Origin of the sequence: Bradyrhizobium sp. 956_D2_N1_4 (assembly GCF_052076025.1) — a bacterium.
In the GTDB taxonomy this organism is placed as follows: Bacteria; Pseudomonadota; Alphaproteobacteria; order Rhizobiales; family Xanthobacteraceae; genus Bradyrhizobium; species Bradyrhizobium barranii.
Window position 1 is genome coordinate 3205637 of the sequence record NZ_CP197237.1, and the last position, 25596, is coordinate 3231232.

Genomic DNA, 25596 nt, shown 5'->3' on the forward strand with positions numbered 1-25596 from the left:
CGAAACGTTCCGTTGGAACGTATGAATTGTTATTCAACCGCCGAGCGCTGCGTCGCGCTCATCTGATCAGCCGCGCCGAGACCGACTGGGCGCTGGCGACGTTCGCCAGCGGCTGCTGCACCCCGAGACCATTGACCAGGAGGTCGGCGGCTACGATCAGCAGCAGCACGGCCGACACCATCATCGCGAGAAAGAACCTGTCCATGGCGGTCAAGCCGTAGGGGCGGGAATCCGTTCCCGCAAGCGAGGTTTGCCAGAACAGCGGCCTGTGGATGCGCCGGTCCGTCGCGGCGAGGGCGCCGCGGAATTGTCGCAATTCGGCAACAATGTGGTACGAATACATCAGTATCCGCCCGCCGCGGACCCCGTTTTCAGCACCATTGCCGGAATGACCAGCGCAGACACCTCGGCCGCACACTTCGACACGGCCCCAGCGGAAGAGCCCCGGCGTTGGTCGGTGCGACGCTGGCTGGCACCCCTTGCCGTGGCGATGGCGTTGCTGTCGGCCCTCCTGACCTTCCTGGTCCTGACCGGTCTCACGCGGATCGAGCCGACGCCGGAGGTGGTCCGCTCGTTCTATCTGATCAATGCGGCCACGATCCTGCTGCTGGTCGGCATCATCGTCCGCGAGCTCTGGCAGCTGATCCTGGCGCGTCGGCGGGGCCGGGCGGCGGCACGCCTCCATGTCCAGATCGTCAGCCTGTTCTCGATCGTCGCGGTGCTGCCGGCGGTGCTGGTCGCCGTCGTCGCCAACGTCACCATCGAGCGCGGCCTCGACCGGCTGTTCTCCGGCCCGACCAAGGAGGTGATCCAGAATTCGCTGACGATCGCGCGGGCCTACATGCAAGACCACGCGCAGCTGATCCGCGGCGACATTCTCGGCATGGCCAATGACATCGCGCACGCCCGGCCGCTCTACGACCAGGACCGCCGCTCGTTCCGCGAGCTGCTGACCGCCAGCGCCGGCTCCCGCAACCTGCCGGGCGCGATGATCATCGACAAGAACACCAATATCCTGGAATCGGCGGACACCGGCATGCGGCTAGCCTATTCGCCGCCGGCGCCGGACTTCCTCAGCAACGTCAACGAATCCGAGCCCGAGATCGCGGTGCTCCCGGATGCGAGCTTCGTCGCCGCGGTGATCCGCCTGCGCGCCTTCAGCGACACCTTCCTTTATGTCGCGCGACCGCTCGATCCGAACGTCGTCAACCAGCTCAAGCAGACCGAGGTCAGCGTCGCCGAATACGCTCAGATCGAGTCGCGCCGGCTCGGCATCCAGGTCGCCTTCGCGCTGATGTTCGCGGTGATCGCGCTGACCATCCTGATGGCCTCGGTGCTGATCGGCCTCAACTTCGCCAACTCGCTGGTGGCCCCGATCCGGCGGCTGATGAACGCCGCCCACACGGTCTCGACCGGCGACCTCCATGTGAAGGTGCCCGTGCATCAGTCGGAAGGTGACCTCGCCCAGCTGGGTGAGACCTTCAACAAGATGACACAGGAATTGCGCAGCCAGCGTGACGAACTCGTCAACGCCAGCGATCTCATCGACAGCCGCCGCCGCTTCATCGAGGCCGTGCTGTCTTCGGCGAGCGCCGGCATCATCGGCGTCGACAATTCGGGCAGCGTCGGCATCCTCAACCGCTCTGCCGAGAAGCTGATCGGGCACTCCGAAGCGGAGACGCTCGGCCATCCGCTCTCCGACGTGCTGCCCGAGCTCGAGGAGATGATGAAGACGGCGCGGGAAGGGACCCAGCGCCTGGTGCAGGGCCAGATCACGATCACGCGCGACGGCACCGAGCGCAACCTGTCGGTCCGCGTCAGCGCCGAGAAGACCAGCCAGCCGCACGACAGCTACATCATCACGCTCGACGACATCACCGAGCTGGTCTCGGCGCAGCGCACCTCGGCCTGGGGCGACGTCGCGCGCCGCATCGCGCATGAGATCAAGAATCCGCTGACGCCGATCCAGCTCTCGGCCGAGCGCATCCGCCGCAAGTTCGGCAAGGACATCACCGAGACCAAGGACAAGCAGATCTTCGAGCAGTGCACCGATACCATCGTGCGCCAGGTCGACGATATCCGCCGCATGGTCGACGAGTTCTCGCGTTTCGCACGGATGCCGAAGCCGGTGATGGAGGGCGAGGACGTCGCCGACACCGTGCGGCAGGCGGTGTTCCTGATGAAGGTCGCCCATCCCGAGATCGATATCGAGGCCGAATTCAAGGAAGATCCGCTGCGCGCGCAGTTCGACCGGCGGCTGATCTCGCAGGCGGTCACCAACATCGTCAAGAACGCCACCGAGGCGGTCGAGCAGGTGCCGCCGGAGGAGCTCGGCAAGGATTACGGCAAGGGCCGCATCGACGTCGTGGTCTCGCGCGAGGGCGAGGACGTGCTGATCGACGTCATCGACAACGGCATCGGCCTGCCCAAGGTCGCGCGCTCGCGCCTCCTCGAGCCTTATGTGACGACGCGGGCCAAGGGCACCGGCCTTGGCCTGGCGATCGTCGGCCGCGTGCTCGAAGACCATGGCGGGCGTATCGAGCTGAAGGACGCTTCCGATTTCCGCGAGGGCCAGCGCGGCGCGTGGATGCGGATGCGTTTTGCGATCTCCGGTGCCCCCGCGAAGAGCGAGGGGACCGTGCAGGCATCGTTGGCCGCAAACGCGGTCACGGACATCGCCAAGCCGCCCGAAACAAAACCGCCGGCCGCCGAAACCAAAGAGCCGGCTGAAATGACCAATGATTCAACGAAGATCGAAGCCTCAACAGGCATCTGACAAGACAGGCGCGAACCATGGCAAGTGAAATTCTGATTGTCGATGATGAGGCCGATATTCGCGATCTCGTCGCGGGCATTCTCGAAGACGAGGGCTTCGTGACCCGGACCGCTCGCGACAGCGATACGGCGCTCGCCGAGATCGCCAATCGCAGGCCGCACCTGGTGTTTCTCGACATCTGGCTCCAGGGCTCCAAGCTCGACGGCTTGCAGCTGCTGGAGCAGGTCAAGAAGGACAATGCCGATCTGCCGGTCGTGATGATCTCCGGCCACGGCAACATCGAGACCGCGGTCGCCGCGATCAAGCGCGGCGCCTACGACTTCATCGAGAAGCCCTTCAAGGCCGACCGGCTGATCCTGGTCGCGAACAGAGCGCTCGAGAATTCGCGGCTCAAGCGCGAGGTCAAGGAGCTGAAGCAGCTCGCGCCGAGCGCAAGCTCGCTCGTCGGCCGCTCGCCGAGCATGAACCAGTTGCGCCAGACCATCGACCGCGCAGCCAAGGCCAACAGCCGCATCCTGATCGTCGGCCCGGCCGGCGCCGGCAAGGAATTGACCGCACGCACACTGCACACCGCCTCGGGCCGCGCCGATGGTCCGTTCGTCGTGATCAATGCCGCCGCGATCACGCCGGAGCGCATGGAGCACGAGATGTTCGGCGTCGAGCAATCTAACGGCGAGCAGGCGCGCAAGCCCGGCGCGCTCGAGGAAGCCCATGGCGGCACGCTGTTCATCGACGAGATCGCGGACATGCCGCGCGAAACCCAGAACAAGATCCTGCGCGTGCTCGTCGAGCAGTCGTTCCAGCGCGTCGGCGGCACCGGCAAGGTGCAGGTCGACGTCCGCATCATCTCCTCCACCGCGCGAAATCTCGAAGAGGAGATCGCGGCCGGCCATTTCCGCGAAGACCTCTATCATCGGCTCTCGGTGGTGCCGATCCGCGTGCCCGCGCTCTCGGAGCGGCGCGAGGACATTCCGGAATTGATCGACTATTTCATGGAGCAGATCTCGGCCGGCAGCGGCCTGCCCAAGCGGCAGATCGGGCAGGACGCGATGGCGGTGCTGCAATCGCATGTGTGGCCCGGCAACGTACGCCAGCTCCGCAACAACGTTGAGAGAGTCATGATTCTGGCCGCGGGCGGACCGGAGGTGATTATCACCGCCGACATGCTGCCGCAGGACGTCGGCTCGATGGTGCCGGCGATGCCGACCAGCAACAATGGCGAGCACATCATGGGGCTGCCGCTGCGCGAAGCGCGCGAGGTGTTCGAGCGCGACTATTTGATTGCACAGATCAGCCGTTTTTCAGGAAATATTTCTCGCACAGCTGAGTTTGTTGGCATGGAACGTTCGGCGTTGCACCGGAAGCTGAAGGCGCTCGGTGTCGGCTGACACCGCGACGTCGCGGCTGCACCTCAGGGATTAGCGAGGAAAATCATCGATTTCCGTAGTTTTTCGGGGCATTTGGGCGTGGCCTGCCGCGTGAAGCGGCTTGCCTAATAACCCGTCCTGTCCTCTAATCGAACCGCTGTTCCTCCGAGGGGGATCTCATGAGGAATAGCAACCGGAAGAGGCCCCGAATGTCACAAAGAGGGCCGCAACCGGCGCAATAAAAAGAAACTCAAAGCGAGAAAAAAACAATGGCGGCAGACCGCGCACAAAACCTACAGGACACCTTCCTCAATCACGTTCGCAAAACCAAGACGCCACTGACGATCTTTCTGGTCAACGGAGTGAAGCTCCAGGGCATCGTGACCTGGTTCGACAATTTCTGTTTGCTGCTTCGGCGCGACGGTCACTCGCAGCTTGTCTACAAGCATGCGATCTCGACCATCATGCCGGGCGCTCCGATCCAGTTGTTCGAAGGCGGCGAGGATCAGCCGGCTTGAGAGTGATCTGATTGGAACCCCGGAATTTCGACGGGGAGGCCGACCGTCCGCGGTCGGCAGGGGCGAAGCAGACGGGGCGGGTGCTTGTCATCGGCCCCTACTTGCGTGTGCGCGCGGGCGGTGCCGACACGCAATCGGAAAGCCATGTTCAGCGTGACGCGGAGGCCCGGCTCGATGAGGCCGCCGGCCTCGCGCGGGCGATCGACCTCGTCATTGCCGATGCCATCATCGCGCCGATCAGCCAGATCCGCCCCGCAACCTATATCGGCAAGGGCAAGGTCGAGGAGATCGCCGCGCTGGCCAAGAGCCTCGATGTCGAGCTCGTGGTGATGGATTGCGCGCTGGCGCCGATCCAGCAGCGCAATCTGGAGAAGGAATTGCACGCCAAGGTGCTCGACCGCACCGGGCTCATCCTGGAGATATTCGGCCGCCGCGCCAAGACCAAGGAAGGCTCGCTCCAGGTCGAGCTTGCACATCTCAACTACCAGCGCTCGCGCCTCGTCCGCTCCTGGACCCATCTCGAACGCCAGCGTGGCGGCTTCGGCTTCATGGGCGGTCCCGGCGAGACGCAGATCGAGGCCGACCGCCGCCTGATCCAGGAGCGCATCTCGAAACTCGAGGGCGAGCTGAAGAAGGTGCAGGCGACGCGGCGGCTGCATCGTGCCGGGCGCCAGCGTGTGCCGTATCGCGTCGTCGCGCTAGTCGGCTACACCAATGCCGGCAAGTCGACGCTGTTCAACCGCCTGACGCGCGCCGACGTTCAGGCCGCCGACATGTTGTTTGCAACACTCGATCCGACCCTGCGCGCGCTCACCTTGCCGCATGGCGGCAAGGCAATGCTGTCCGACACCGTCGGCTTCATCTCCAACCTGCCGACCCAGCTCGTCGCGGCCTTCCGCGCCACGCTGGAAGAGGTGCTGGAGGCCGACGTCATCCTGCATGTGCGCGACATCTCGCACGAGGATGCCGAGGCCCAGCAGAGTGACGTCGACGCGGTGCTGCGCCAGCTCGGCATCAACCCCGACGATTCCGGCCGCATCATCGAGGTCTGGAACAAGATCGACCGTTACGAGCCTGACAAGCGCGAAGAGCTCTTGAACATCGCCGCGCGCCGGCCGGAGGATCATCCGGCGATGCTGGTGTCGGCCGTGTCAGGCGAGGGGATCGACGCTCTGCTTGCGGCGATCGAGGAACGGCTCGCCGCAAAGCGCACCACGCTCGATCTCTCTATCGACGCCGCCGACGGCGCCGGCATCAGCTGGCTGCATCGAAATGCGGAGGTGCTGGCGAAAGAGCTGCACGACGGCCGCTTCGACATGACGGTGCGGGTCGACGAGACCAAGCGGGATATCGTGGTGAACCGGTTCGATGCCGTGCCGCGCGTGGCGTGATCCGAAGGGCGCGGTGCGCCCGACCGGCTCGCGTGCGATATCGACCGTATCCGCGTTTCCGGGTTGAGACGCGTAACGCTAGAACGGAATGGTCAGGCCCGGATTCTTCGCCTGCGCCTTGGTATAGGCGACGCCGTGGATCTTGATCCCACGCTCGTCCAGCAGCGAAATGATGCCGCCCTGGTTCGACAATTCCATCGGCTTTTGCACGACGATGGCGAGCGTGCCGCCGGCGTCGATCTTCCCTGACAGGGCCATTTTGTTCTTCTGCTTGTCGGCCAGCATCCAGCCGGTGAGATCGATGTCGCGATCGGCCGTATTGAGCAGCGTGACGACTTCCCGCTCGGGCGTCTTCAAGGCATTGACGAGTGCTGCGATGATGCGCACGAGTCCGTCAGGCATTTGCCCGGTCGGAGGAGCGGTCGGATCTGGCGGCTGTGTCGGCGCGCCGAGATCGATGGGGTCACCGGTCTTGTCGTCGGTGTGCCAGGCCTGCGTCTGGAATTTGAGGAAGACCGCCGTCCATAGCTTCTGATCCGGGAATTCGAACACCAGCCCGCCGTCTTGCCATGGCCCGTTGTCGCCCGAGAATCGTCCGATCGGATTTCCCTGATTCATATGGATGTCGTGGATGCCGCGGCCCGGCCGGAAGCCGAAATAATTGTCCGCCTTCGTTTCTGGCCCCCATGTCTCACCGAATGCGTACAGCATCGCGCTTTCGTTCGAGAGCGCGCGCTGGACGAACTGGTCGAGCTTCTCGTTGAGGTCATTGTCCGGTCCGGGCACGGACAGCGGCAGCGGGATCATCTCCTGGGGCTGCATCAGATTGCCGCGAATGAAGTCCAGCGCAATGCTGGCCGGCTTCGGCGGCTGCGGGTGCAGGCCCTCCGGCAGCGCTGCGAGATGATCGGTGATCGGATGGACAAAGTGCGATCGCACCAGGAACTCGACTTCGCTTCCGTCGCCTGACTGCACATTGACGGCGATGCGGAAATCCGCGTTGTCGGCCACGACATGGACTTGATAGTGCGGCGACTGGCCGGTGCCGAAACGCATCGCGATCGGGCGTCCCTTGAGGACCGAATAGTGCTTTAATGGCATCGCACTCACCTGAGGTGGGATTTCGGCTGCGCGGGCTCCGCTGCTCAACTTTAGACTGCTTGTCGTGACGGTTTCATGGCTTGACTACGATCCGCCATGACCGCCTCGCTGCATTCGGGAAAAGATGCTGACCTATATCTCCTTCGCGACCGCTTCGATCCTTGCGGGCAGGCCTATGGAGCAGGCCGCAAGCTAGCGACGGGCCTGCGAGCGAGACTCCGATACCGGTTTCGCCTCACTCTTCGCCGCGTTCCAAAGTGCGTCCATCTCCGCCAGCGACGCCTGCTCGAGCGTCCGCCCCTGCGCCTCGAGCGCCCGTTCGATGAACGCAAACCGCCGCTCGAATTTCGCGTTGGTCGCGCGTAGCGCGGCTTCCGGATCGGCATCGACGTGGCGGGCGAGGTTGACCAGTGCGAACATGAGATCGCCGGTTTCCTCCGCCAGCCCCTCGCTGTCGTTACGGTCGAGCGCCGCCTCGATCTCGTCGGCTTCCTCGCGAATCTTTTGCAGCACCGCGCGCGGGTCGTTCCAGTCGAAGCCGACGGTCGAGGCCTTGCGCTGGAGCTCCATGGCGCGGGTCAGCGCGGGCTGGCCGGCCTTGACGCCCGAGAGCAACGACTTGTGCGTCGGCGTTTCCTCCGGCGGCCGGCGCGCCGCACGTTCGGCTTTCTCCTCGGCCTTGATGCGATCCCAGACCTCCTTGACGTGGGAGGAGGCGATATTGCCGTCCTTGTCGGCGAAGACATGAGGATGGCGCCGGATCATCTTGCGGGTGATGGCTTCCACGACGTCGCCGAAGGCAAAGGCATTCTGTTCTGATGCCATCTGGGCGTGGAACACGACCTGGAGCAGGAGGTCGCCGAGCTCTTCGCGCAGGTCATCGAGATCGCCGCGGCTGATGGCCTCGACCACCTCATAGGCTTCCTCGATCGTGTAGGGCGCGATCGTCGCAAAATCCTGCTCGAGATCCCAGGGGCAGCCGGTCACCGGCGTGCGCAACGCCGCCATGATCTCGATCAGGCGGGAAATGTCACGGGAAGGGGTCATTGCGGGGCAGTCTCCTGGGTCCAAAACCTTATGCCAAAAGCGGCCCGCCGTTCCCAGCGCGGCGCGGCGGAACAGGCCGATTTCCACCGATTGGCGGCAGATTGGCGAGCAGCGCCCGCAGTGCTAAAGCGCGGGCCATGACTGACGCATTTTCATCACAAACCGCCCTGGTGCTGTTTTCCGGCGGCCAGGATTCCACCACCTGCCTCGCCTGGGCGCTCAGCCGCTTTGCACGCGTGGAGACACTGGGTTTCGAGTATGGCCAGCGCCACGCCATCGAGCTCGCCTGCCGCGACCGGCTGTTCGACGGCATCAAGGGTCTGCGCGCAGACTGGGCCGCAAGGCTCGGCGAGAGCCACACGCTGTCGATTCCGACGCTGGCGGCCGTGTCCGAGACGGCGCTGACGCGCGACGTCGCCATCGCGATGGGCGCCGACGGCCTGCCGAATACGTTCGTGCCCGGCCGCAATCTGGTGTTCCTGACGTTTGCCGCGGCGCTGGCCTACCGGCGCGGCATCACCCACATCGTCGGCGGCATGTGCGAGACCGATTATTCCGGCTACCCCGATTGCCGCGACGACACCATCCGCGCCATGCAGGCCGCGCTCTCGCTCGGCATCGCCAGGCCATTCGAGCTGCATACGCCGCTGATGTGGATCGACAAGGCGGCGACGTGGAAGCTCGCCCATGACCTCGGCGGCGCAGGACTGGTCGATCTCATCCGCGAGCACTCGCACACCTGCTATCTCGGCGAACGCGGCGCGCAGCATGAGTGGGGTTTCGGGTGCGGCGAGTGCCCGGCATGCAGTTTGCGGGCGAAGGGATGGCGAGAGTTTGCGGCGGGGCGCAAATAGCGCTCCAATCTCCGCCGTCATCGCCCGCGAAAGCGGGCGATCCAGTGTTCCAGAGAAGGTGCTTGAGCCGAGAAGCCGCGGCGTACTGGGTCGCCCGGTCAAGCCGGGCGACGACGGAGGAGAGAGCTTGCGCTCTCTCAACGTCGTCATTGCGAGGAGCTAAGCGACGAAGCAATCCAGACTGTCACCGCGGAGAGATACTGGATTGCTTCGCTGCGCTCGGAATGACGGGTCAGGCGCGACCTACCGAAAATCCTCCGGCCGCAGCTCGATCGGCTTGCCGTGCGGCGTCCGATCCGCGGCGTGGTCCCAGGCGTCGCGGTAGCGGTGCAGCGTCTCCGTCGATGCGACGCCCTTGCTTGCAACCAAACCTTCCAGCGTGGCGAGCCAGTGCAGGTAATAGGTCTCGCCCGTATCAGGATCGCCGGCGGCTTGCGCGCGCTTGATCTCGGAGGCCAAGGCCGCGGCCCATTCCGGCCAGGTGAACACGCCGCGCTCGTGCAGCGTCAGCGCCATCGCAAACGCATGCGCTTCCCAGGGCGCGCGGAACACCGGGCCGTCGTCATCGCGCGGGATGCTCGGAATGGCCGCCGTCGCGGCGGCCGCAGCCGTGCTGCTCATCACGCCGGGTCCAGATAGGGTTCGAAGGCATCGATCGAAACCTTCAAGGTCGGATCACCGTCCGCGCCCCAGAGATCGCGGCCCTCGAACACCACCGTGTAAAGCCATTGCGGATTTTCGCCGAGCTCCATCGCCGCCGAATCCGGAAATACGTGGCAGCCGTGGTTCAGCTCGACGACACCGACATGGCCGCGCACATAGCGCGGCAGCCGCGTATGCGTGGTCGGATGAATGTTCCTGGCGCGGACGCGATCGCCGATGTTGAATTTTGCCGGCGCCGGAGCAGGGCGGGCGAACTTGCCGCGCACCATGACGCGCTCGACATTGGCGAGGTCGAACTTGCCGTGCTTGAGCGCCCTTGCAGGCTGCATCGCGTGACCGGCAGCGACCTCCTCCCGGGTGAGGTAGCCCTTCTCGATCAGCATCTCCTCGAGCCCGAGAAACCATTTCTTGTAGTAGGAGCTCGAGAGATAGACGTGCGGCGGCAGCGTCTCGCGATAGAAGCGCGAGGTGTCGATGTTGAACGCGCCCGCCGCGCCCATCGCGCGCACCATGGCGAGAACACGCGATTCCCATTCCTCGTGAAACATCGGCTCGTTCGGCTCGGCCTCGACCTTGCCGAACCCGTCCATGCCGCCCATGTCGTGGACGCCGTTCACGACGGCGCTCCAGGCGTCTTGGGAAAGCCGGTGCCGATCATGGAATCGCGCGTGACCAGCTCGGCAAGCTGCTCCTCACTCCAGCCTTCGGTGCCCGCGGGGCGCATCGGCAGCACCAGGAAGCGGGTCTCGGCGGTGGAATCCCACACTCGGATTTCCAGGTCCTTGGGCAGCGCGACGTCGAAATCGGCGAGCACGCCGCGCGGGTCCTTCACCGCGCGCGAGCGATAGGGCGCAGCCTTGTACCAGACCGGCGGCAGCCCCAGCATCTCCCAGGGGTAGCAGGAGCACAGCGTGCACACGACCATGTTGTGTCGCTCTGGCGTATTCTCGACCACGACGAGATGGTCGCCGACGCGGCTGACATGGCCGAGCGTGCCGATGGCCTTGCTGCCGTCTTCCAGCAGCGCCTGCTTGAAGGCCGGATCGGTCCAGGCCTTGGCGACAACGCGCGCGCCATTGTGCGGTCCGATCCTGGTCTCATAGGCCTGGATGATGGCGTCGAGCGCGGCCGGCTCGACATAGCCTTTTTCTGTCAAGATCGTCTCGAGCGCGCGCACGCGCAGCTCGGTCTCCGACAGCTCGGAATGGTCGTGATGATGGTCGTGATCGTGGCTCATGGCGCAAAGATAGGCGCAATGGTCCCTGCCTGTCGAGTATGCGCTGGGGCGCAACCGGGTCCCATATTCGTGAGGCCGGATGTAGGCTAGCCTCGCAGCAAAGCGGATTGGGAGACATTGGTGACGAACTTCGTGACGATCGAGAAGGGCCTCGGACCGGAGGGGCGGATTGCGGTGGTGCGGTTCGACCGCGGCGACGGCATCAACGCGCTCTCGCCGGAGGCGCTGCGCCAGCTCACCGCGGCCGCGCGCAGCTTCGAGGATGATGCCGCAACGTCCGTCGTGGTTCTGACGGGCAGCACCAGCGCCTTCAGCGCCGGCTTCGACCTCAAGGATGCCGAGGGCCGCTCGCGCAAGGACATGGATCTCGGCACGCTGCGGCGGCATCTCAAGCTCGGGCCGCGTCTGACCCATGCCTGGCATGAGATGGAGCAGATCACGATCGCCGCCATCGAGGGTTTTTGCGTCGGCGGTGGCGTCGCGCTGGCCGTGGCGCTCGACTTCCGCGTGATGGGGCACGACGCGCATCTGCGCGTGCCCGAGATCGGGCTCGGCATGAACATGAGCTGGCAGAGCATCCCGCGCATGCTGCATCTGATCGGGCCGGCCCGCACCAAGCAGGCGGTGATCCTGGCCGACCAGCGCATCTCGGCCGATGAGGCCTACGAGTGGGGTTTGGTGGAGCAGGTGGCCGATCCCGGCCATGCGTTCGATGCCGCCATGGAGCTTGCCCGGAAGGTCGCCGCGCAGCCGCCGCTCTCGGTCGCCATGACCAAACTGACCGTCAACCGGCTGGCACACGCGCTGGACGATCTCGCCAGCCACATGGACGTCGACCAGTTCGCGCTGGCGAGTCTCACCGAAGACCACAAGGAGGGCATCGAGGCGTTCCTGACCCGCCGCAAGCCGCGCTTCAAGGGGCGGTAGCAAGGGGCGGTAGAACGTGAAGTCAGACCATTGATCGCGCCGCAGACAGTCCGTATACGGCGCGCTAGGACAAAAACGGCTCGGCCAACGGGCGGTACAATGCGACGACAATCGAGGGGGAGGGCCCATGGCCGCAAGCTCGCAGACGCCTCAGGCAAAAGGGTTTAGCTGGAAGCTGATCGCGCCGCTCGTGGTGTGGTTGGCCATCTATCTGTGGCCGGTGCCGACCGGTCTCAACGCCAATCAGTGGCACTATTTTGCCGTGTTCGCGGCCGTCATCACCGGACTCATTCTCGAATCGATGCCGGTCGGCGCGGTCGGGTTCATCGGGCTGACGGTCGCGGGCGTCGCCGGCTATATCGATCCCGATCCCGGCAAATCGCTACGCTGGATGCTGGCGGGTTTTGCCGAGAGCACGGTGTGGCTGATCGTCGGCGCCTTCGTATTCTCGATCGGTTATCGCAAGAGCCAGCTCGGCCGCCGTATCGCGCTGGTGCTGGTGCAGAAGCTCGGCCGCAACACGCTCGGACTCGGCTATGCGGTCGCGATGTCGGACTTCCTGCTGGCACCAGCGACGCCATCCAACACCGCGCGCAGCGGCGGCATCGTCTATCCCATCATCAGCAACATCCCGCGCATCTACGGCTCCGAGCCCGGGCCGACCGCCGGCAAGATCGGCACCTATGTGATGTGGACGGCGTTTGCGGCAACCGCGATCACCAGCTCGCTGTTCTTCACCGCGCTCGCGCCCAATGCGGCCGCGCTTGCGATCGCCAAGAGGACCGCCGGCGTCGAGGTGAGCTGGGCGCAGTGGTTCGTCGGCTTTGCGCCGCTCGGCATCCTCCTGATGATCCTCGTGCCGCTGCTCAGCTATGTGGTCTGCCGTCCCGAGGTGAAGCACAGCCCGGAGATCTCTGAATGGGCGGCCAGGGAGGTCAGCGAGATGGGCCCGATGTCGCGCAACGAGTGGATCATGCTGGCTCTGATCGTCCTCGCGATGTTCCTGTGGATCGCGGGCTCGAGCCCGGACATCCACGTGCCGCTGCTCGGCTCGAACTTCGTCAACGCCACCACCGTCGTGTTCATCGTGATCTCGCTGATGCTGGTGACGGGCGTGATCGAGTTCGCCGACATCGTCAGCGAGAAGAGCGCCTGGGAGGTGTTCTTCTATTTCACCTCGCTGCTGACGCTGGCCTCGGGCCTCAACGAGATCGGCTTCATCAAATGGTTCGCGACCGAATACGCCAAACCGCTCGCGGGGCTGTCGCCGTCGACCGCGATGATCCTGCTGGTCGCGCTGTTCTTCTGGATCCACTACTTCTTCTCGAGCATCACCTCGCATGCGGCGGCCGTGCTGCCGGTGGTGCTCGCGGTCGGATCGGGCATCCCCGGCCTGCCGGTTACGACGCTCGCCATGCTCTGCATGTATTCGCTCGGCCTGATGGGCGTGATCTCGCCTTACGCGACGGGACCCGCGCCGATGTATTTCGGCAGCGGCTACATCGGGAAGGGCCAGTTCTGGGGCTTTGGGCTGCTGTTCGGGCTGCTCTATTTTGCGGGACTGCTGCTGATCGTGCTGCCCTGGTTGCAGATCAGTTGAGCGGGGCCGGAAGCTCATACCCCCGGCAGACGAATTTTCTTCGCCGGGGTGGGATTAGGAAAACTTCGTCCAACTCCCCGCAAATATCTGACATTGCAAGGAAGACCTGAAAAGGCGATGGTGCGTGCTGCAGTGCAGCGCGTTCCACCGGAACCCTCGCCGCGATTTCACTCTCCGTCGCTTGACGCGACCGGTTCCCGCATGCCCCACGGGGGCAGCAGAACTGTTGTGCATGAAGGCCGCCTCCATGAACGCCCACCAATCGCTCGCGATCGGACAGAAGATCGAAACGCTTGAAGCGATTTCACCTGCCGCCCGGAACGCTGACGCGATGGTCCGTTTCGAGGGCATCTCGAAGGTCTATCCGGCCTATCGCGGCAAGCCCGGTGTCAACGCGCTGCAAGACATCGACTTCGCGATTGCGCGCGGCTCGATCACCGGCGTCATCGGCCGCTCCGGCGCCGGCAAGTCGAGCCTGGTCCGGCTCATCAACGGGCTGGAGAAGCCGACCACGGGCCGCGTGATCGTCGACAACAGCGACATCTCGGCGCTGGCAGGCCGCGAATTGCGGCTGGCGCAGCGCTCGATCGGGATGATCTTCCAGCATTTCAACCTGCTGTCGTCGCGCACGGCGGCCGACAACATCGCGCTGCCGCTGGAGATCGCCGGCTGGGCCAAGGCCGACATCAAGGCCCGCGTCGCCGAGCTGCTGGCGCTGGTCGGCATCGCCGACAAGCACGACCGCTATCCTTCCGAACTCTCGGGCGGCCAGAAGCAGCGCGTCGGCATTGCCCGTGCGCTGGCGACGCGGCCGAGCGTGCTGCTGTCGGACGAGGCGACTTCGGCGCTCGACCCGCAGACCACGCGCGCGATCCTCGATCTGCTCGCCAACATCAACCGCGAGCTCGGAGTGACCATCGTGCTGATCACCCACGAAATGTCCGTGGTGCGCCAGCTCGCCAAGGAAGTGGTGGTGCTCGACGCCGGCCATGTCGTCGAGAGCGGCCATGTTGCCGACATCTTCACGCACCCCAAGCATCCGATCACGCAGTCCTTCCTGGCCGAAGTGATCGGCGACAGCCTGCCGGTGTCGCTTGCGAGCCGGATCGTGTCGGAGCCGTCTGCCGGCGGGCAGGCCGTGATCCGCGTCCAGGTGCGCGGGGCAGGGGCCGGCGACACGGTGGTGGCGCGGCTTGCCCGCGAGCTCGGTCTCGACGTGGCGCTGCTGTCGGCGCGCATCGACGAGATCGGCGGCCAGCATGTGGGCTCATTGACCCTCGGTATTCCCGGTGGCGAGGACGCGGTGACGCGCACGCTCGCCTGGCTCTCTCAATATCAACTCCCGGCGGAGCGTCTCGGCTATGTCGCCTGAACTCATCAACCTCATCGTCCAGGCAACAGGCGAAAGCCTGTACATGGTCGGCATCGCGGCACTGCTCGGCACCGCCTTCGGCCTGCCGCTCGGCGTGTTCCTCGCGACCAGCCGGAAAGGCGAGCTGTTCGCGGCGCCCACCATCAATCGCGTGCTCGGCATCGTCGTCAATGCGACGCGCTCCACGCCCTTCATCATCCTGGTCGTCGCCATCATCCCGTTCACCCGGCTCATTGCCGGCACCTCGATCGGCTCGACCGCAGCGATCGTGCCGCTGGTCATCGCATCGACGCCGTTTATCGCGCGCCTGGTCGAAGCTGCGATCCGCGAGGTCGACGGCGGCCTGATCGAAACCGCGTCCTCGTTCGGGGCATCACCGATCCAGATCGTTCTCAAGGTACTGATCCCCGAAGCGTTGCCCGGCTTGCTCCTGGCACTGACGCTCGCGGTGGTCAGCCTGCTCGGCTACTCCGCCATGGTCGGCGCCGTCGGCGGCGGCGGGCTCGGCGACCTCGGCATCCGCTACGGCTATCAGCGCTTCATGCCGGAGATGATGCTGGCCGTCGTGGTCGTTCTGATCGCGCTGGTGCAGCTCGTGCAGAGCGCGGGCGATTATCTCGCACGCCGGGTCAACCGCCGCCTGCGGCAGCGCTGATACACATTCCCTGAAACTGGAGACTTCAATGCGCTTTCTCGCAACCATTGCGGCTGCAGCCTTGCTTGCGACCACCGCTCAAGCTGAAACCATCCGCGTCGGCGTCACCGCCGGTCCCCATGCCGAGATCATGGACGTCGTAAAGAAGGTCGGTGCCGAGCGCGGCCTCGACATCAAGGTGGTCGAGTTCACCGACTACGTCATTCCGAACCAGGCGCTGGCGCTGAAGGACCTCGAAGCCAACTCGTTCCAACACGAGCCTTACCTGAAGAACCAGATCTCCAAGACCGGCTGGAAAATTGTCAAGGTAGCCAACACGATCGGCTCGCCGCAGGGCGTCTATTCGCAGAAATACAAGAAGCTCGCTGACCTGCCCGAAGGCGCCCGCGTTGCGATTGCCAACGATCCCTCCAATGGCGCCCGCGGCCTGATGATCCTGGCGTTGCACGGCGTGATCAAGCTGAAGGACCCGAACAACGTCTCCTCGACCATTGCCGACATCACCGAGAACCCGAAGAAGCTGCGCTTCGTCGAGCTCGACGCCGCCCAGCTTCCGCGTGCGCTGCAGGACGTCGACGTCGTCTCGATCAACAACAATTACGCCGTGCAGGCCGGCCTCAATCCGGCGACCGATGCGATCGCGCGCGAGAACCCCGATGGTCCCTGGGTCAACATCCTCGCCGTCCGCGAGGAGGACAAAGACAAGCCGTGGGTGAAGCAGCTGATCGCGGTCTATCACTCCGATCCCGTGAAGGCGTTTCTTGAGACGCGCTTCAAGGGCACGTATTTGCCGACCTGGTAACGTGCCCGGTCTGCATGGTTCGAGACGCCCGCCTGCGCGGGCTCCTCACCATGAGGGTCCAATATCTCGACGCAAAACGCGACCTCATCCCGAGAGCCCGCCAGAGGCGGGCGTCTCGAAGGATGGCCGCAAGCGAGCTGCTAGCCACGACTTGTCCTGGAGTAGAAGACGCGCGCGTCAGGCGACAAGCCTCGCGCGCCGCAGTGTCTCCGAGGGCAGCTCGGAGAAGTGGCGCTTGTAGTCGAGCGAGAACTGGCTGAAGTGCCAGAAGCCGTGTTGCACGGCGACGTCGTAGATCGACGTCTCGGCGCCGCCGGCGCGCTTCAGGTCCCGCCGCACCCGGTTCAGCCGCATCGCGCGCCAGTAATGCATCGGGCTCGTGCCCACGACTTCCTGAAAGCAATAGCCGAGCTTGCGCGGGCTCGCGCCGACCGCCTTGCAGACCTCCAGCAGCGACAGCGAGCGATCGCCGCTGCCATGCATCAGCTCACGGGCGCGATCCACGGTGCGCTTGCGGGCCGTGGCGCTGCGGCCGGGATCGCTGGGCTGGGCCGTCGGCAGCATGTCCATGATCTCGATGAGGATGGCATCCTCCAGCGCCTGCCGCGCGGCCGGATCGTCGAACCGTTCGGGTGCGGCCGTGATGGTCTCGTGAATGGCGGCGAGGTGGGCGCGCAGCCGCGCGACCGGCGCCGCCGCCATCTCGATCACCCGCAACTGGTGCCAGACGGCGCGCGGCAATTCGATGTCGAGCCGTGCCGCAAGCTCCGCGATCAGCACCGCGCTGGCGACGACACCGCGCAACTCGAACGCCTTCGGCGTACACATGTCGATCTCGGCGTCGATGCTGGCGATGACCTGGGAGCCCGCAACACTGGCCCCGTTGCAATTCACCTCGCCATCGCCGTGCCAGGGCAGACCGATGCCAAAGCTGTCGGCACCGAGTTGGCCGTATTGGCGGACTTGCTGGCTGGTGATCTCGCAGAACACTTCGAGCCGGGGCAGGGAGAGTTGCGTGAAGCTGCCCCGGAACGCCCCGGCGCTGATCTGGTCGTAGCTCAGCCGCCAGCGGCCGAGCGTGGCGCAATGCTCGTCGACGTCCGTGCTGCTCGCTTGAAGTAGATTGGCAGCCGAGTCTTGAATCGGAAGAGTTGCGCTTAAGGCCATGACAGCACGTCAGAATTTGCAAGCCGAATAGCCAGCAAGAACTACGCCAGACTGGCACGGCCACGGCCGCTGTCCAGCAAAATATTGCCGGATCTCGATAACGCCCGATGCGGCCTGTGTGCAGTCTTCTCCCTTGCCGTTCCGACATCGCAGTCGGGACGGCCTTGCGGAGGATCGAGATGCGACCGACGGACATCATGCGCGGCAGCCCGCCCGCGCCCGAGGCCCAGGTGACCCGTGCCAATTGGCGCAGCTTTCCCGCCATCCGCTGGGGTTTCACCCACACCCGCGAAGTGCTGCCGACCGCGGAGGTCCGTCGCTCCGCGCATCCCACACCGATGGCAAGCGCGCCGCGCGAGCTGCAAAAGCTCAACTTCACCGCGCCGGACGGCAAGCCGACCACGGTCGAGGCCACGTTGCGCGAAACCTTCGGCGATGCGCTGCTGGTCATGCACCGGGGCACGCTGATCCACGAATGGTACGGCGACGGCATGAGCGCGACGACGCCGCATCTGATCTGCTCCATCAGCAAGTCGATCGCCGGCACGCTCGGCGGGGTGCTGGCCGCGCGCGGCCTGCTCGATCCGGAGGCGAGGGTGGTGCGCTACGTGCCGGAGCTGGAGAGCTCGGTCTATGGCAGCTGCACCGTCCGCAACGTCCTCGACATGGCGGTCGCGATCAAGTTCGAGGAGGACTACGAGGATCCGGCCGGCGACGTCGCGCGCTATCGCTTCTCCTCGGGCTGGGACGTGCCGCCGCCAGGCGTCGAGGCCGGCCATCAGCGCGCCTATCTCACCACGCTGCGCGGGACAGGAAAGCCGCACGGCAAGGTGTTCCACTACGTCTCGACCAACACGGAAGTGCTCGGCTGGGTCTACGAGCGCGCCTGCGGCATGCCCTACCATCGCATCCTCTCCGACTATCTCTGGCAGCCGATGGGCGCCGAGGAGGATGGCTCCCTCACGCTCGACAGCCACGGCATGGGCCGCATCGCCGGCGGGCTTTCCGTCACCGCGCGCGATCTGCTGCGCTTCGGCGAAATGATCCGCTGCCGCGGCGTGGTCGAGGGCCGGCAGGTGGTGCCGGGCTGGTGGATCGACGACATCCACGAGAACGGCGATCCCCAGGCGTGGAAAGACGGCGATCTCGCCGACATCTTCCCGGGCGCCCGCTACCGCAGCAAATGGTACACGATCGATCCCTCGCGCAGCGATCTCGCGGGGATCGGCATCCACGGCCAGTGGCTCTATATCGACGCGGCCACCGACACCGTCATCGTCAAGCTCGCGACGCAGCCGAAGGCGATGGACGTTCCGCTCGACCACCGCTGGCTCGCGGCCTTCCGCGCCATCACCGCGCATCTCGCCCCGCGCTGATTTCTGGTCATCATCATGCTCGATACCGTCAAAGCCAAATCACCGATTCAAGCGGCAGCACCGCATCCGCTCGATCCTCTGACAGCCGAAGAGATCACGGCCGCCTGCACGCTGGTTCGTGCCGCCGCGACCTCGCCGGAGAACTGCCGCTTCCCGACCGTCCGGCTGGAGGAGCCGACCAAACAGGAATTGGCTACGGGCGGAGCAGGGCGCCGTGCCTTCGCGCTGACGCTCGACGTCACCACGGGCGAGGCGATCGAGCACATCGTCGAGCTCGCGCGCAATGAGATCGTCGGCCGCAAGGTCATTCCGAACCGCGAGGCGCCCTACGGGCAGCCGCCGGTGATGCTGGAGGAATTCTTCAAGTGCGAGGCCGTGGTGAAGGCCGACCCCGGCTGGCGCGCGGCGATGGTCCGGCGCGGGTTGACCGACAAGGATATCGAGCTGGTCCAGGTCGATCCGTTCTCCTCGGGCTTCTTCGATTTTGAGTACGAACGCGGCGCCCGTATCGTGCGCGCCGTCAGCTTTTTCCGCGAACATCTGCAGGACAACGGCTACGCCCATCCGATCGAGGGCGTGGTGGCCGTGGTCGACCTGATCGGCGGCAAGGTCATCGACCTCACGGACGCCGATCCGATCGTGCCGATCCCGCGCAAGAAGCGGAATTACGGCGCGCATGAAGTCAAACACCCGCGCACCGACATCAAGCCGCTGCATATCGAGCAGCCGGAGGGCGCGAGCTTCAAGGTCGATGGCTGGAAAGTGGACTGGCAGAAATGGAGTTTTCGCGTCGGCTTCACGCCGCGCGAAGGGCTGGTGCTGCATCAGCTCGCCTACCAGGACGGTGATCGCAAGCGCTCTCTGATCCATCGCGCCAGCGTCACCGAGATGGTGGTGCCCTATGCCGATCCGACCGAGAACCATTTCTGGAAGTCGGCGTTCGACGCCGGCGAATATGGCCTCGGCATGCTCGCCAATGCGCTCGAACTCGGCTGCGACTGTCTCGGCAACATCCATTATTTCGACGTGCCGGCCGCCGACAACAAGGGCGCGCCATTCGTCATGCAGAATGCCATCTGCATGCATGAAGAAGACTACGGAATTGCCTGGAAGCACTACGAATTCCGCAACGGCCTGTTCGAAGTAAGACGCTCGCGGCGCCTCGTCATCTCATTCTTCGCCACCGTCGGCAATTACGATTACGGCTTCTACTGGTACCTGTACCAGGACGGCACGATCCAGCTCGAGACAAAACTCACCGGCATCATCCAGACCGCCGCCGTGCCATCCGGCGAAAAATACAAATGGGGCGGCATGGTCGACGACAATCTGGGCGGCCCAACGCACCAGCATTTCTTCAACGTGCGCATGCACATGGATCTCGATGGCGGCGGCAATACCGTCACCGAGCACGAGTTCGTGCCGCGGCCCTGGGGCGCGGACAATCCGCACGGCAATGCCTTCGATACCACCACGCGCGTGCTGTCGCGCGAGCGCGACGCGGCAGCGATCGCCAATGGCGAGACCGGCCGGTTCTGGAAGATCAGCAATCCCAACGAGACCAATTCGGTCGGCAACGCGCCGGCCTACAAGCTCGTGGTCAATCCGAGCCCGCTGATGCTGGCGCAGGAGGGCAGCTACGTGCGCAAGCGCGGCGGCTTTGCCACAAAGCACGTCTGGGTCACGGCCTTCGACAAGGACGAGAAATACGCCAGCGGCGATTATCCCAATGTCCATGCCGGCGGCGACGGCCTGCCGCGCTACGCCGCGCAGAACCGCAACATCGAGAATACAGATCTCGTGGTCTGGCACTCCTTCGGCCACACCCATGTCTGCAAGCCCGAGGATTTTCCGATCATGCCGGTCGAATATGCCGGCTTCATGCTGAAGCCGACCGGATTCTTTGCGGCCAATGCCGCCGGCGACATTCCGCCGGAGCGCAACAGCCGCAGCGTGCTGGCGGGCGACCCGAAGGACGCCGCCGGCGGCGCGTGCTGCCACACCGGCAAAGCCTAGACTCGTCGCGCGACAACAACGTTCGCAGCAGGCCGACCAGCGCTGGTTCGCTGGTCGCATGCGCTCGCGGTCGAATTGTCAGGGGAGTATTGCTGCCCCTTTCGAACGGCCCGCGACGCGACGGCCGGCCGCAGGTCGAAAAGATCGCTTCCAATTCCTTTCAAGAGTGATACCATCTTAAGGTTGTATTCTTTAAGGAGATTTCCCATGACCCATGCACTGAATCTCACGCTGCCGATCAAGCAGGATACCGAGACCCTGGCAAAGCTGCGGAATCTCGAGGCGAGCTTCACTGAGAAAGTTCAGCCCGCCATCGCGGCGGCGTTGAAGCAGTCCAGGATCGTCCATTTCGCCCGCGTCGTCGTCATCGACGACAAGTACATCCAGGTCATCACCGAATATGAGGGAACGCACCAGGAATACACCGAGTTTTTCCGTCGAGCGCTCACGCCGATATTTGCCGCGATATTTTCCCTGGCAGATACGACTGGCCTGGACATCAACGATCCCAATGCGTTCTTCGAATTCTCGAAGAACCACAACGCGCGCTCGCTGGGCACGGCGACCGACGGCTCAACCGACATCAGCGGCAACCCGTCCGGCTGGCTGTTCTCGGCTTACGACGGCATGACTGTCGCGGACATTCTGGCAAAGCTCGGGAAATAGCTTTCAGAGCGTATTTGCGCTTTCGGGATAGGCCGGCTTTGAGGCTGCCTATCGGCTGACCGTTCTTGCAGGACAGGCGCCATGGTGGATCTCGGCAATTTGCAGGCGATCGTCGCTCGAAGCTCCGCCAAGCCGCTGCTCGCGGTTCTGTTGTTTAGGTTTGGCGACGCCGGCGGTGCCAGGTCCTTCCTGCGGCAATGGATACCGCGAGCAGCGGTGGGGGCAGGCCCGGATCCCGATGGTCCCGCGTTCCACTTCATGTTCAGTTGGAACGGCATCGCGACGTTGATGTCGGGTCGCGCCGAACTTGACGTCGCGCAGGGGCGGCAGCAGTTCGAGGTATCGTTCGTGGACCCCGCGCAGGCGCCGGATGGCGGCATTGCGACACAGCTTGGTTTCTTCGACGCCAGCGCTCCGGCCGGATGGTGGGATGGCAAGTTCAAGTCGAGCGATATCGATCTCGCCATCCACATCGGGTTCGATACGCCCGAGCAGAAAGCCGATTGCCTCGCGCAGGTGCGGCAGTCGGCAACAGGCTTCGCTGTCCGGGAATTGGCGCTCGACAGTTGGGACGACGGCGCGCTGTCCGGCTGTCGGCCAGCCGACGGCCGCCTGCATTTTGGCTATCGCGATGGAATCACCGCGCCCAATGTTGACTGGCAGGATGCGCCGGCTGCCAGGGCTTCCGACGCCGTCGATTGCCGCGAGATCGTCGTCGGCTATCCGAACAGCGATTTTCCCACTGCACCGTTCAAGCCCGGTCCGTGGCAGGACTTCGCGCGCGATGGATCGTACGTCGGCCTGTCGTGGCTTTATCAGGACGTTGCGGCCTTCAACACATTCCTGAAGGCGAATGCACCGCAGGCGGCGCCGCATGTCGGCCCGGAACTGGCCGAGGAATGGATCGCGGCCAAGATGATGGGGCGCTGGCGACACGGGTCGCCGCTGTCACGCTTTCCCGATGCACCACCGTCGACCCCCCAATTGAACGATGCGTTCGGCTATGGCGACGATCCAAACGGCGTCAAATGCCCGCTCGGGGCTCACATTCGCATTGTCAATTGCCGCGATCAGCCGCTGAAATTCGCCAATCAGATTCGTTTCCCCAAGGGGCCGCCGCGAGTCATACGCCGCGGATTTTCCTACGGCCCTCATCTGGAGGGCACGGAGGACGACGGCAAGGACCGCGGCATCGTAGGGCTGTTCTACTTCGCCAGGATCAACGAGCAATTCTATACCATCCTGCGGTGGATGCATCAGACGGACTTTGCCGACGCCTACATGCGCCTTCCGAACGGGGCCAACGCGCAGGATGCGTTGACCGGAAACCGGGCAGACCCAAAGGCCGAGACCCGGTTCCAGGTTCCGCTTGCGGGGGACGCCTCCGTGACGTTCCAGATGAAGCAATTTATCCGCTACAAGGGCGTCGCAGTGCTGTTTGCGCCGAGCGTTAAAGCGCTCAACACGATGATTGCCGCGCAAGGTTGAACTGCCGGGCTCCCGTCAGCCGTCGCATCGTCGCCGCAGCCATTCGTTCGCGGCAGCGAGTCCGCCGTTGTCACGCGTTTGCGGACAAGCGGCGAATGTTCTCACTCTAGAAGCATTCCATATCGAAGTGCTCATAGAAGCCGGCGATGCGCCTCGACGCGCAGATGGGCGCATTGGTCGCACGATTTATTCCCCGGTCTCGATAGATTCTAACTCCTCGTCCCTCGCACTGAAGATGTCCCCGCGTTAGGGCGAGAGTCCAAAAATCATTCCGGCAAAGCCGGCAGTGCGTGGGACCTCGATAGACGTGTCAGACTTCCAACTTCGTTCGTGCTCCAATGCGCTTGTTCGACAGCTTCAGGTGCTTTTCTTCGGCGCCGTCAGCATATTCGCTCTCTGCGTTCCCTTCGCGCCCGTGCAGGCGCAAACTCAAATTCCCACGGTCTCGGTGGAAGCGCCGGCGCAGCGCGCCGGACCCGCTTGATGAGAGTCGAGACGATGAGAGCGATATTCGGCAGGCTGCATCGCTGGGCGGGACTGCTCACGGCCGGATTCCTGTTCTTCTCCGGCATCACCGGCGCGATCATCTCATGGGATCATGAGATCGACGAGGTGCTGAACCACCACCTGTTCGATGTCACCAGCAAAGGCCCGGCGCTTCCCTCGATCGAGCTCGCGAAGATGATCGAGCAGCGCGATCCCCGCGCACGCGTCGTCTACCTCTTCATGACGCCGGAGGAGGGGCACTCGCTGTGGTTCTTCGTGATGCCGCGGATCGATCCGGCGACGGGAAAACGCTTCGCGATCGACTACAACCAGATTTTCCTCGATCCCAACACCGGTGTCGAGCTCGGCCGGCGCTATTGGGGCGCGGTGTGGCCGGTGACGCGCGAAAACTTCGTCTCGTTCCTCTACAAGCTCCACTACACCATGCACATCCCGGAATTCTGGGGCAGCGATCGCTGGGGCATGCGCGTGCTCGGCGTGATCGCCATCATCTGGACCATCGATTGCTTCGTCGGCTTCTATCTGACGCTGCCCTCGCGACGGCGCGCCAAGGCCGCGCGGGCACCCCAGGTCACGCGCCAGCTCGAACGGGGCTTCTGGGCGCGCTGGGCCCCGGCCTGGACCATCAAGGCATCGGGCAGCGCCTACCGGATCAATTTCGATATCCATCGCGCCTTCAGCCTGTGGACCTGGGGCGTGCTGTTCATCATCGCCTTCACGGCGTTCTCGCTGAACCTCTATTTCGAGGTGTTCTCGCCGATGATGAAGATGGTGTCGAACTACACGCCGACGCCCTATGAGCAGCGGCCCTATCGCGATCTCGACGATCCCATCGAGCCCAAGGTGACGTTTGACGACATCGCTGCGCGCGCGGCGGCCGACGGCAAGGGGCGAGGGTGGACCGTCCCGGTCGGCTCGATCAATTACGGCCCGGCCCATGGCGTCTATGCCGCGGCGTTCTTCCATCCCGGCGACGATCACGGCGCCGGCGGCGTCGGGCCGGCGCAGCTCTATTACGACAGCGAGGACGGCCGCCCGATCGGCGAACGGCTGCCCTGGGTCGGCACCGCCGCCGACATCTTCGTGCAGGCGCAATTCCCGCTGCATTCGGGCCGCATCGTCGGGCTGTTCGGCCGCATCCTGATCTCGATCATGGGCCTCGTGGTGGCGGCACTGTCGGTCACCGGCGTCGTGATCTGGTGGCGCAAGCGCCGCGCCCGCGTCCGGGCGCGCGAGACGGCGGCGATGCGCCTGAGCCGGCAGCAACTCACGCCGGCGGAGTAGGGCCGGCGTGCCGCTCGATCGTCTGCGCGTTTACAGAGTCCGCTCGTTGACGATGGGCATCGCGGTCTGCAGCGCCTGCTTGTAACGCTTCAACTGACTTAGCGAAAATTTCTTCATCGCCAGCAGTTCGTCGGACGTCTTGCCTCTCAATCGAGCGACTTTGGATGTCTTGAACACGTCATCATTCGCCGCCGAGGCGTTCTGTCGAAGCGCAAAAATCCTTTCGATGCTCTGCGACAACAGCCGATTGCGCTCCACCCCTTTGTTCGCGTGCTCCACATAGTGAAGCAGTCTATCGGTGGGCATGGCGCGAGCACTGTCTGCATCTCCTTCGATGAGGCGAAGCAGCTGCTCATCAACGATATCGGTGCATAGGTCGATACATTCGTCGCATATAAAGACAGCCGGCCCGGCCACCAGCTTGCTCACTTCATGCCGGTTCATGCCGCAGAACGAACAGTAGATGGGACGATCCTGCTGGGCAGGATTCTGCACGCCTGCACTCGGCTGCGCCGCATCGATCTTGGCCGACAGAATATTCCAGTTCTCGTACCCGAACGCTTTCGCGATCAGTTCCAAAGCTTCGCTGTGAGTGGTTTGCACGGCTTTGGCATTCAAGGCATCGCGCAAGGAACGAGCCATAGCCTTCGCATCGCGGAAATCGCGCATGAGAGCACCCGTATCGGCGAACGGAGAAGATCGGTGCCTGCCTTGCCGACCCGCTCGCCAATAGCGAGGGTGAGGGCGACTTTGATACGTTCACCATCCCCAAAGGGCGCAGG

General features: G+C 64.3%; 23 protein-coding genes. 15 read left to right on the forward strand and 8 right to left on the reverse strand.

Annotated elements, in window-relative coordinates; all coding sequences use genetic code 11:
* Window positions 1-58 precede the first annotated feature (58 nt).
* Window positions 59-343, reverse strand: coding sequence for a histidine kinase (locus AB7535_RS14900; RefSeq protein ID WP_166096546.1), 285 nt, complete (start codon window positions 341-343; stop codon window positions 59-61).
* A gap of 45 nt (window positions 344-388) precedes the next feature.
* On the opposite strand from AB7535_RS14900, the gene AB7535_RS14905 reads away from it, so the two are divergent.
* The 4 genes from AB7535_RS14905 to hflX all read left to right on the forward strand — a co-directional run bounded on the left by AB7535_RS14905 (window position 389) and on the right by hflX (window position 6052).
* Window positions 389-2776, forward strand: a complete 2388-nt coding sequence (locus AB7535_RS14905) for a sensor histidine kinase (RefSeq protein WP_354123807.1) — start codon at window positions 389-391, stop codon at window positions 2774-2776.
* A 17-nt stretch (window positions 2777-2793) separates the two neighbouring features.
* Entirely contained in the window at window positions 2794-4164 is a 1371-nt protein-coding gene (gene ntrX, locus AB7535_RS14910) for a nitrogen assimilation response regulator NtrX (protein WP_071914044.1), read from the forward strand.
* Window positions 4165-4412: 248 nt separating this feature from the next.
* Window positions 4413-4661 (forward strand): RNA chaperone Hfq, encoded by a 249-nt coding sequence (gene hfq, locus AB7535_RS14915; RefSeq protein ID WP_007591126.1) that lies wholly within the window; start codon window positions 4413-4415, stop codon window positions 4659-4661.
* A gap of 11 nt (window positions 4662-4672) precedes the next feature.
* Window positions 4673-6052: a GTPase HflX gene (gene hflX, locus AB7535_RS14920; protein ID WP_439034979.1), complete on the forward strand. Its 1380-nt coding sequence runs from the start codon at window positions 4673-4675 to the stop codon at window positions 6050-6052.
* Between the two features lie 78 nt (window positions 6053-6130).
* Here hflX and AB7535_RS14925 read toward each other — a convergent pair whose 3' ends face one another.
* Together AB7535_RS14925 and mazG are read right to left on the reverse strand one after the other, a co-directional pair.
* Window positions 6131-7153, reverse strand: a complete 1023-nt coding sequence (locus tag AB7535_RS14925; RefSeq protein ID WP_439036578.1) for a DUF2278 family protein — start codon at window positions 7151-7153, stop codon at window positions 6131-6133.
* A gap of 192 nt (window positions 7154-7345) precedes the next feature.
* Window positions 7346-8200 carry a nucleoside triphosphate pyrophosphohydrolase gene (gene mazG, locus AB7535_RS14930; RefSeq protein ID WP_439036579.1) on the reverse strand — a complete coding sequence of 285 codons (855 nt, stop codon included), beginning with the start codon at window positions 8198-8200 and terminating at the stop codon, window positions 7346-7348.
* Between the two features lie 137 nt (window positions 8201-8337).
* On the opposite strand from mazG, the gene queC reads away from it, so the two are divergent.
* Window positions 8338-9054, forward strand: a complete 717-nt coding sequence (gene queC, locus AB7535_RS14935; protein ID WP_354079908.1) for a 7-cyano-7-deazaguanine synthase QueC — start codon at window positions 8338-8340, stop codon at window positions 9052-9054.
* A 243-nt stretch (window positions 9055-9297) separates the two neighbouring features.
* Here queC and AB7535_RS14940 read toward each other — a convergent pair whose 3' ends face one another.
* The 3 genes from AB7535_RS14940 to nthA are packed head-to-tail and all read right to left on the reverse strand — an operon-like array spanning window position 9298 to window position 10954.
* On the reverse strand, window positions 9298-9675 hold the full coding sequence (locus AB7535_RS14940; protein WP_354079910.1) for a nitrile hydratase accessory protein: 378 nt from the start codon (window positions 9673-9675) through the stop codon (window positions 9298-9300).
* Entirely contained in the window at window positions 9675-10334 is a 660-nt protein-coding gene (nthB, locus tag AB7535_RS14945) for a nitrile hydratase subunit beta (RefSeq protein ID WP_248883302.1), read from the reverse strand. Before nthB ends, AB7535_RS14940 begins: the two co-directional genes overlap by 1 nt.
* Window positions 10331-10954 (reverse strand): nitrile hydratase subunit alpha, encoded by a 624-nt coding sequence (nthA, locus tag AB7535_RS14950; RefSeq protein WP_354079912.1) that lies wholly within the window; start codon window positions 10952-10954, stop codon window positions 10331-10333. Before nthA ends, nthB begins: the two co-directional genes overlap by 4 nt.
* A gap of 120 nt (window positions 10955-11074) precedes the next feature.
* On the opposite strand from nthA, the gene AB7535_RS14955 reads away from it, so the two are divergent.
* From AB7535_RS14955 to AB7535_RS14975, 5 genes are all read left to right on the forward strand, one after another.
* The gene (locus AB7535_RS14955) at window positions 11075-11881 is read left to right on the forward strand and encodes an enoyl-CoA hydratase/isomerase family protein (RefSeq protein WP_063986375.1); all 807 of its coding nucleotides are present in this window, start codon (window positions 11075-11077) and stop codon (window positions 11879-11881) included.
* Between the two features lie 127 nt (window positions 11882-12008).
* Window positions 12009-13481 carry a DASS family sodium-coupled anion symporter gene (locus tag AB7535_RS14960; protein WP_354079915.1) on the forward strand — a complete coding sequence of 491 codons (1473 nt, stop codon included), beginning with the start codon at window positions 12009-12011 and terminating at the stop codon, window positions 13479-13481.
* Between the two features lie 232 nt (window positions 13482-13713).
* The gene (locus tag AB7535_RS14965; protein ID WP_439036580.1) at window positions 13714-14853 is read left to right on the forward strand and encodes a methionine ABC transporter ATP-binding protein; all 1140 of its coding nucleotides are present in this window, start codon (window positions 13714-13716) and stop codon (window positions 14851-14853) included.
* Window positions 14843-15508 (forward strand): methionine ABC transporter permease, encoded by a 666-nt coding sequence (locus AB7535_RS14970; protein WP_135213629.1) that lies wholly within the window; start codon window positions 14843-14845, stop codon window positions 15506-15508. Before AB7535_RS14965 ends, AB7535_RS14970 begins: the two co-directional genes overlap by 11 nt.
* Before the next feature lie 28 nt (window positions 15509-15536).
* Window positions 15537-16310, forward strand: a complete 774-nt coding sequence (locus AB7535_RS14975; protein WP_354079920.1) for a MetQ/NlpA family ABC transporter substrate-binding protein — start codon at window positions 15537-15539, stop codon at window positions 16308-16310.
* Between the two features lie 177 nt (window positions 16311-16487).
* On the opposite strand, the gene AB7535_RS14980 is transcribed toward AB7535_RS14975, so the two are convergent.
* Window positions 16488-17477, reverse strand: coding sequence for a helix-turn-helix domain-containing protein (locus AB7535_RS14980; RefSeq protein ID WP_439036581.1), 990 nt, complete (start codon window positions 17475-17477; stop codon window positions 16488-16490).
* A 179-nt stretch (window positions 17478-17656) separates the two neighbouring features.
* Between AB7535_RS14980 and AB7535_RS14985 the strand changes: the two genes are divergently transcribed.
* The 5 genes from AB7535_RS14985 (at window position 17657) to fsrB (ending at window position 24814) form a co-directional block, all read left to right on the forward strand.
* Window positions 17657-18853 carry a serine hydrolase domain-containing protein gene (locus tag AB7535_RS14985; RefSeq protein WP_354079924.1) on the forward strand — a complete coding sequence of 399 codons (1197 nt, stop codon included), beginning with the start codon at window positions 17657-17659 and terminating at the stop codon, window positions 18851-18853.
* Window positions 18854-18868: 15 nt separating this feature from the next.
* Complete coding sequence (locus AB7535_RS14990) at window positions 18869-20869, forward strand: primary-amine oxidase (protein ID WP_354079926.1); 2001 nt, start codon at window positions 18869-18871, stop codon at window positions 20867-20869.
* Between the two features lie 207 nt (window positions 20870-21076).
* On the forward strand, window positions 21077-21535 hold the full coding sequence (locus tag AB7535_RS14995) for a hypothetical protein (protein ID WP_354079927.1): 459 nt from the start codon (window positions 21077-21079) through the stop codon (window positions 21533-21535).
* A gap of 81 nt (window positions 21536-21616) precedes the next feature.
* Window positions 21617-23023 (forward strand): Dyp-type peroxidase, encoded by a 1407-nt coding sequence (locus AB7535_RS15000; RefSeq protein ID WP_354079929.1) that lies wholly within the window; start codon window positions 21617-21619, stop codon window positions 23021-23023.
* 498 nt (window positions 23024-23521) lie between these two features.
* Window positions 23522-24814: a siderophore utilization protein FsrB gene (gene fsrB, locus AB7535_RS15005; RefSeq protein ID WP_354079931.1), complete on the forward strand. Its 1293-nt coding sequence runs from the start codon at window positions 23522-23524 to the stop codon at window positions 24812-24814.
* Between the two features lie 30 nt (window positions 24815-24844).
* On the opposite strand, the gene AB7535_RS15010 is transcribed toward fsrB, so the two are convergent.
* A complete protein-coding gene (locus tag AB7535_RS15010; protein WP_354079933.1) occupies window positions 24845-25483 on the reverse strand; it encodes a ClpX C4-type zinc finger protein in 639 nt (212 codons plus the stop codon).
* Window positions 25484-25596: the final 113 nt, after the last annotated feature.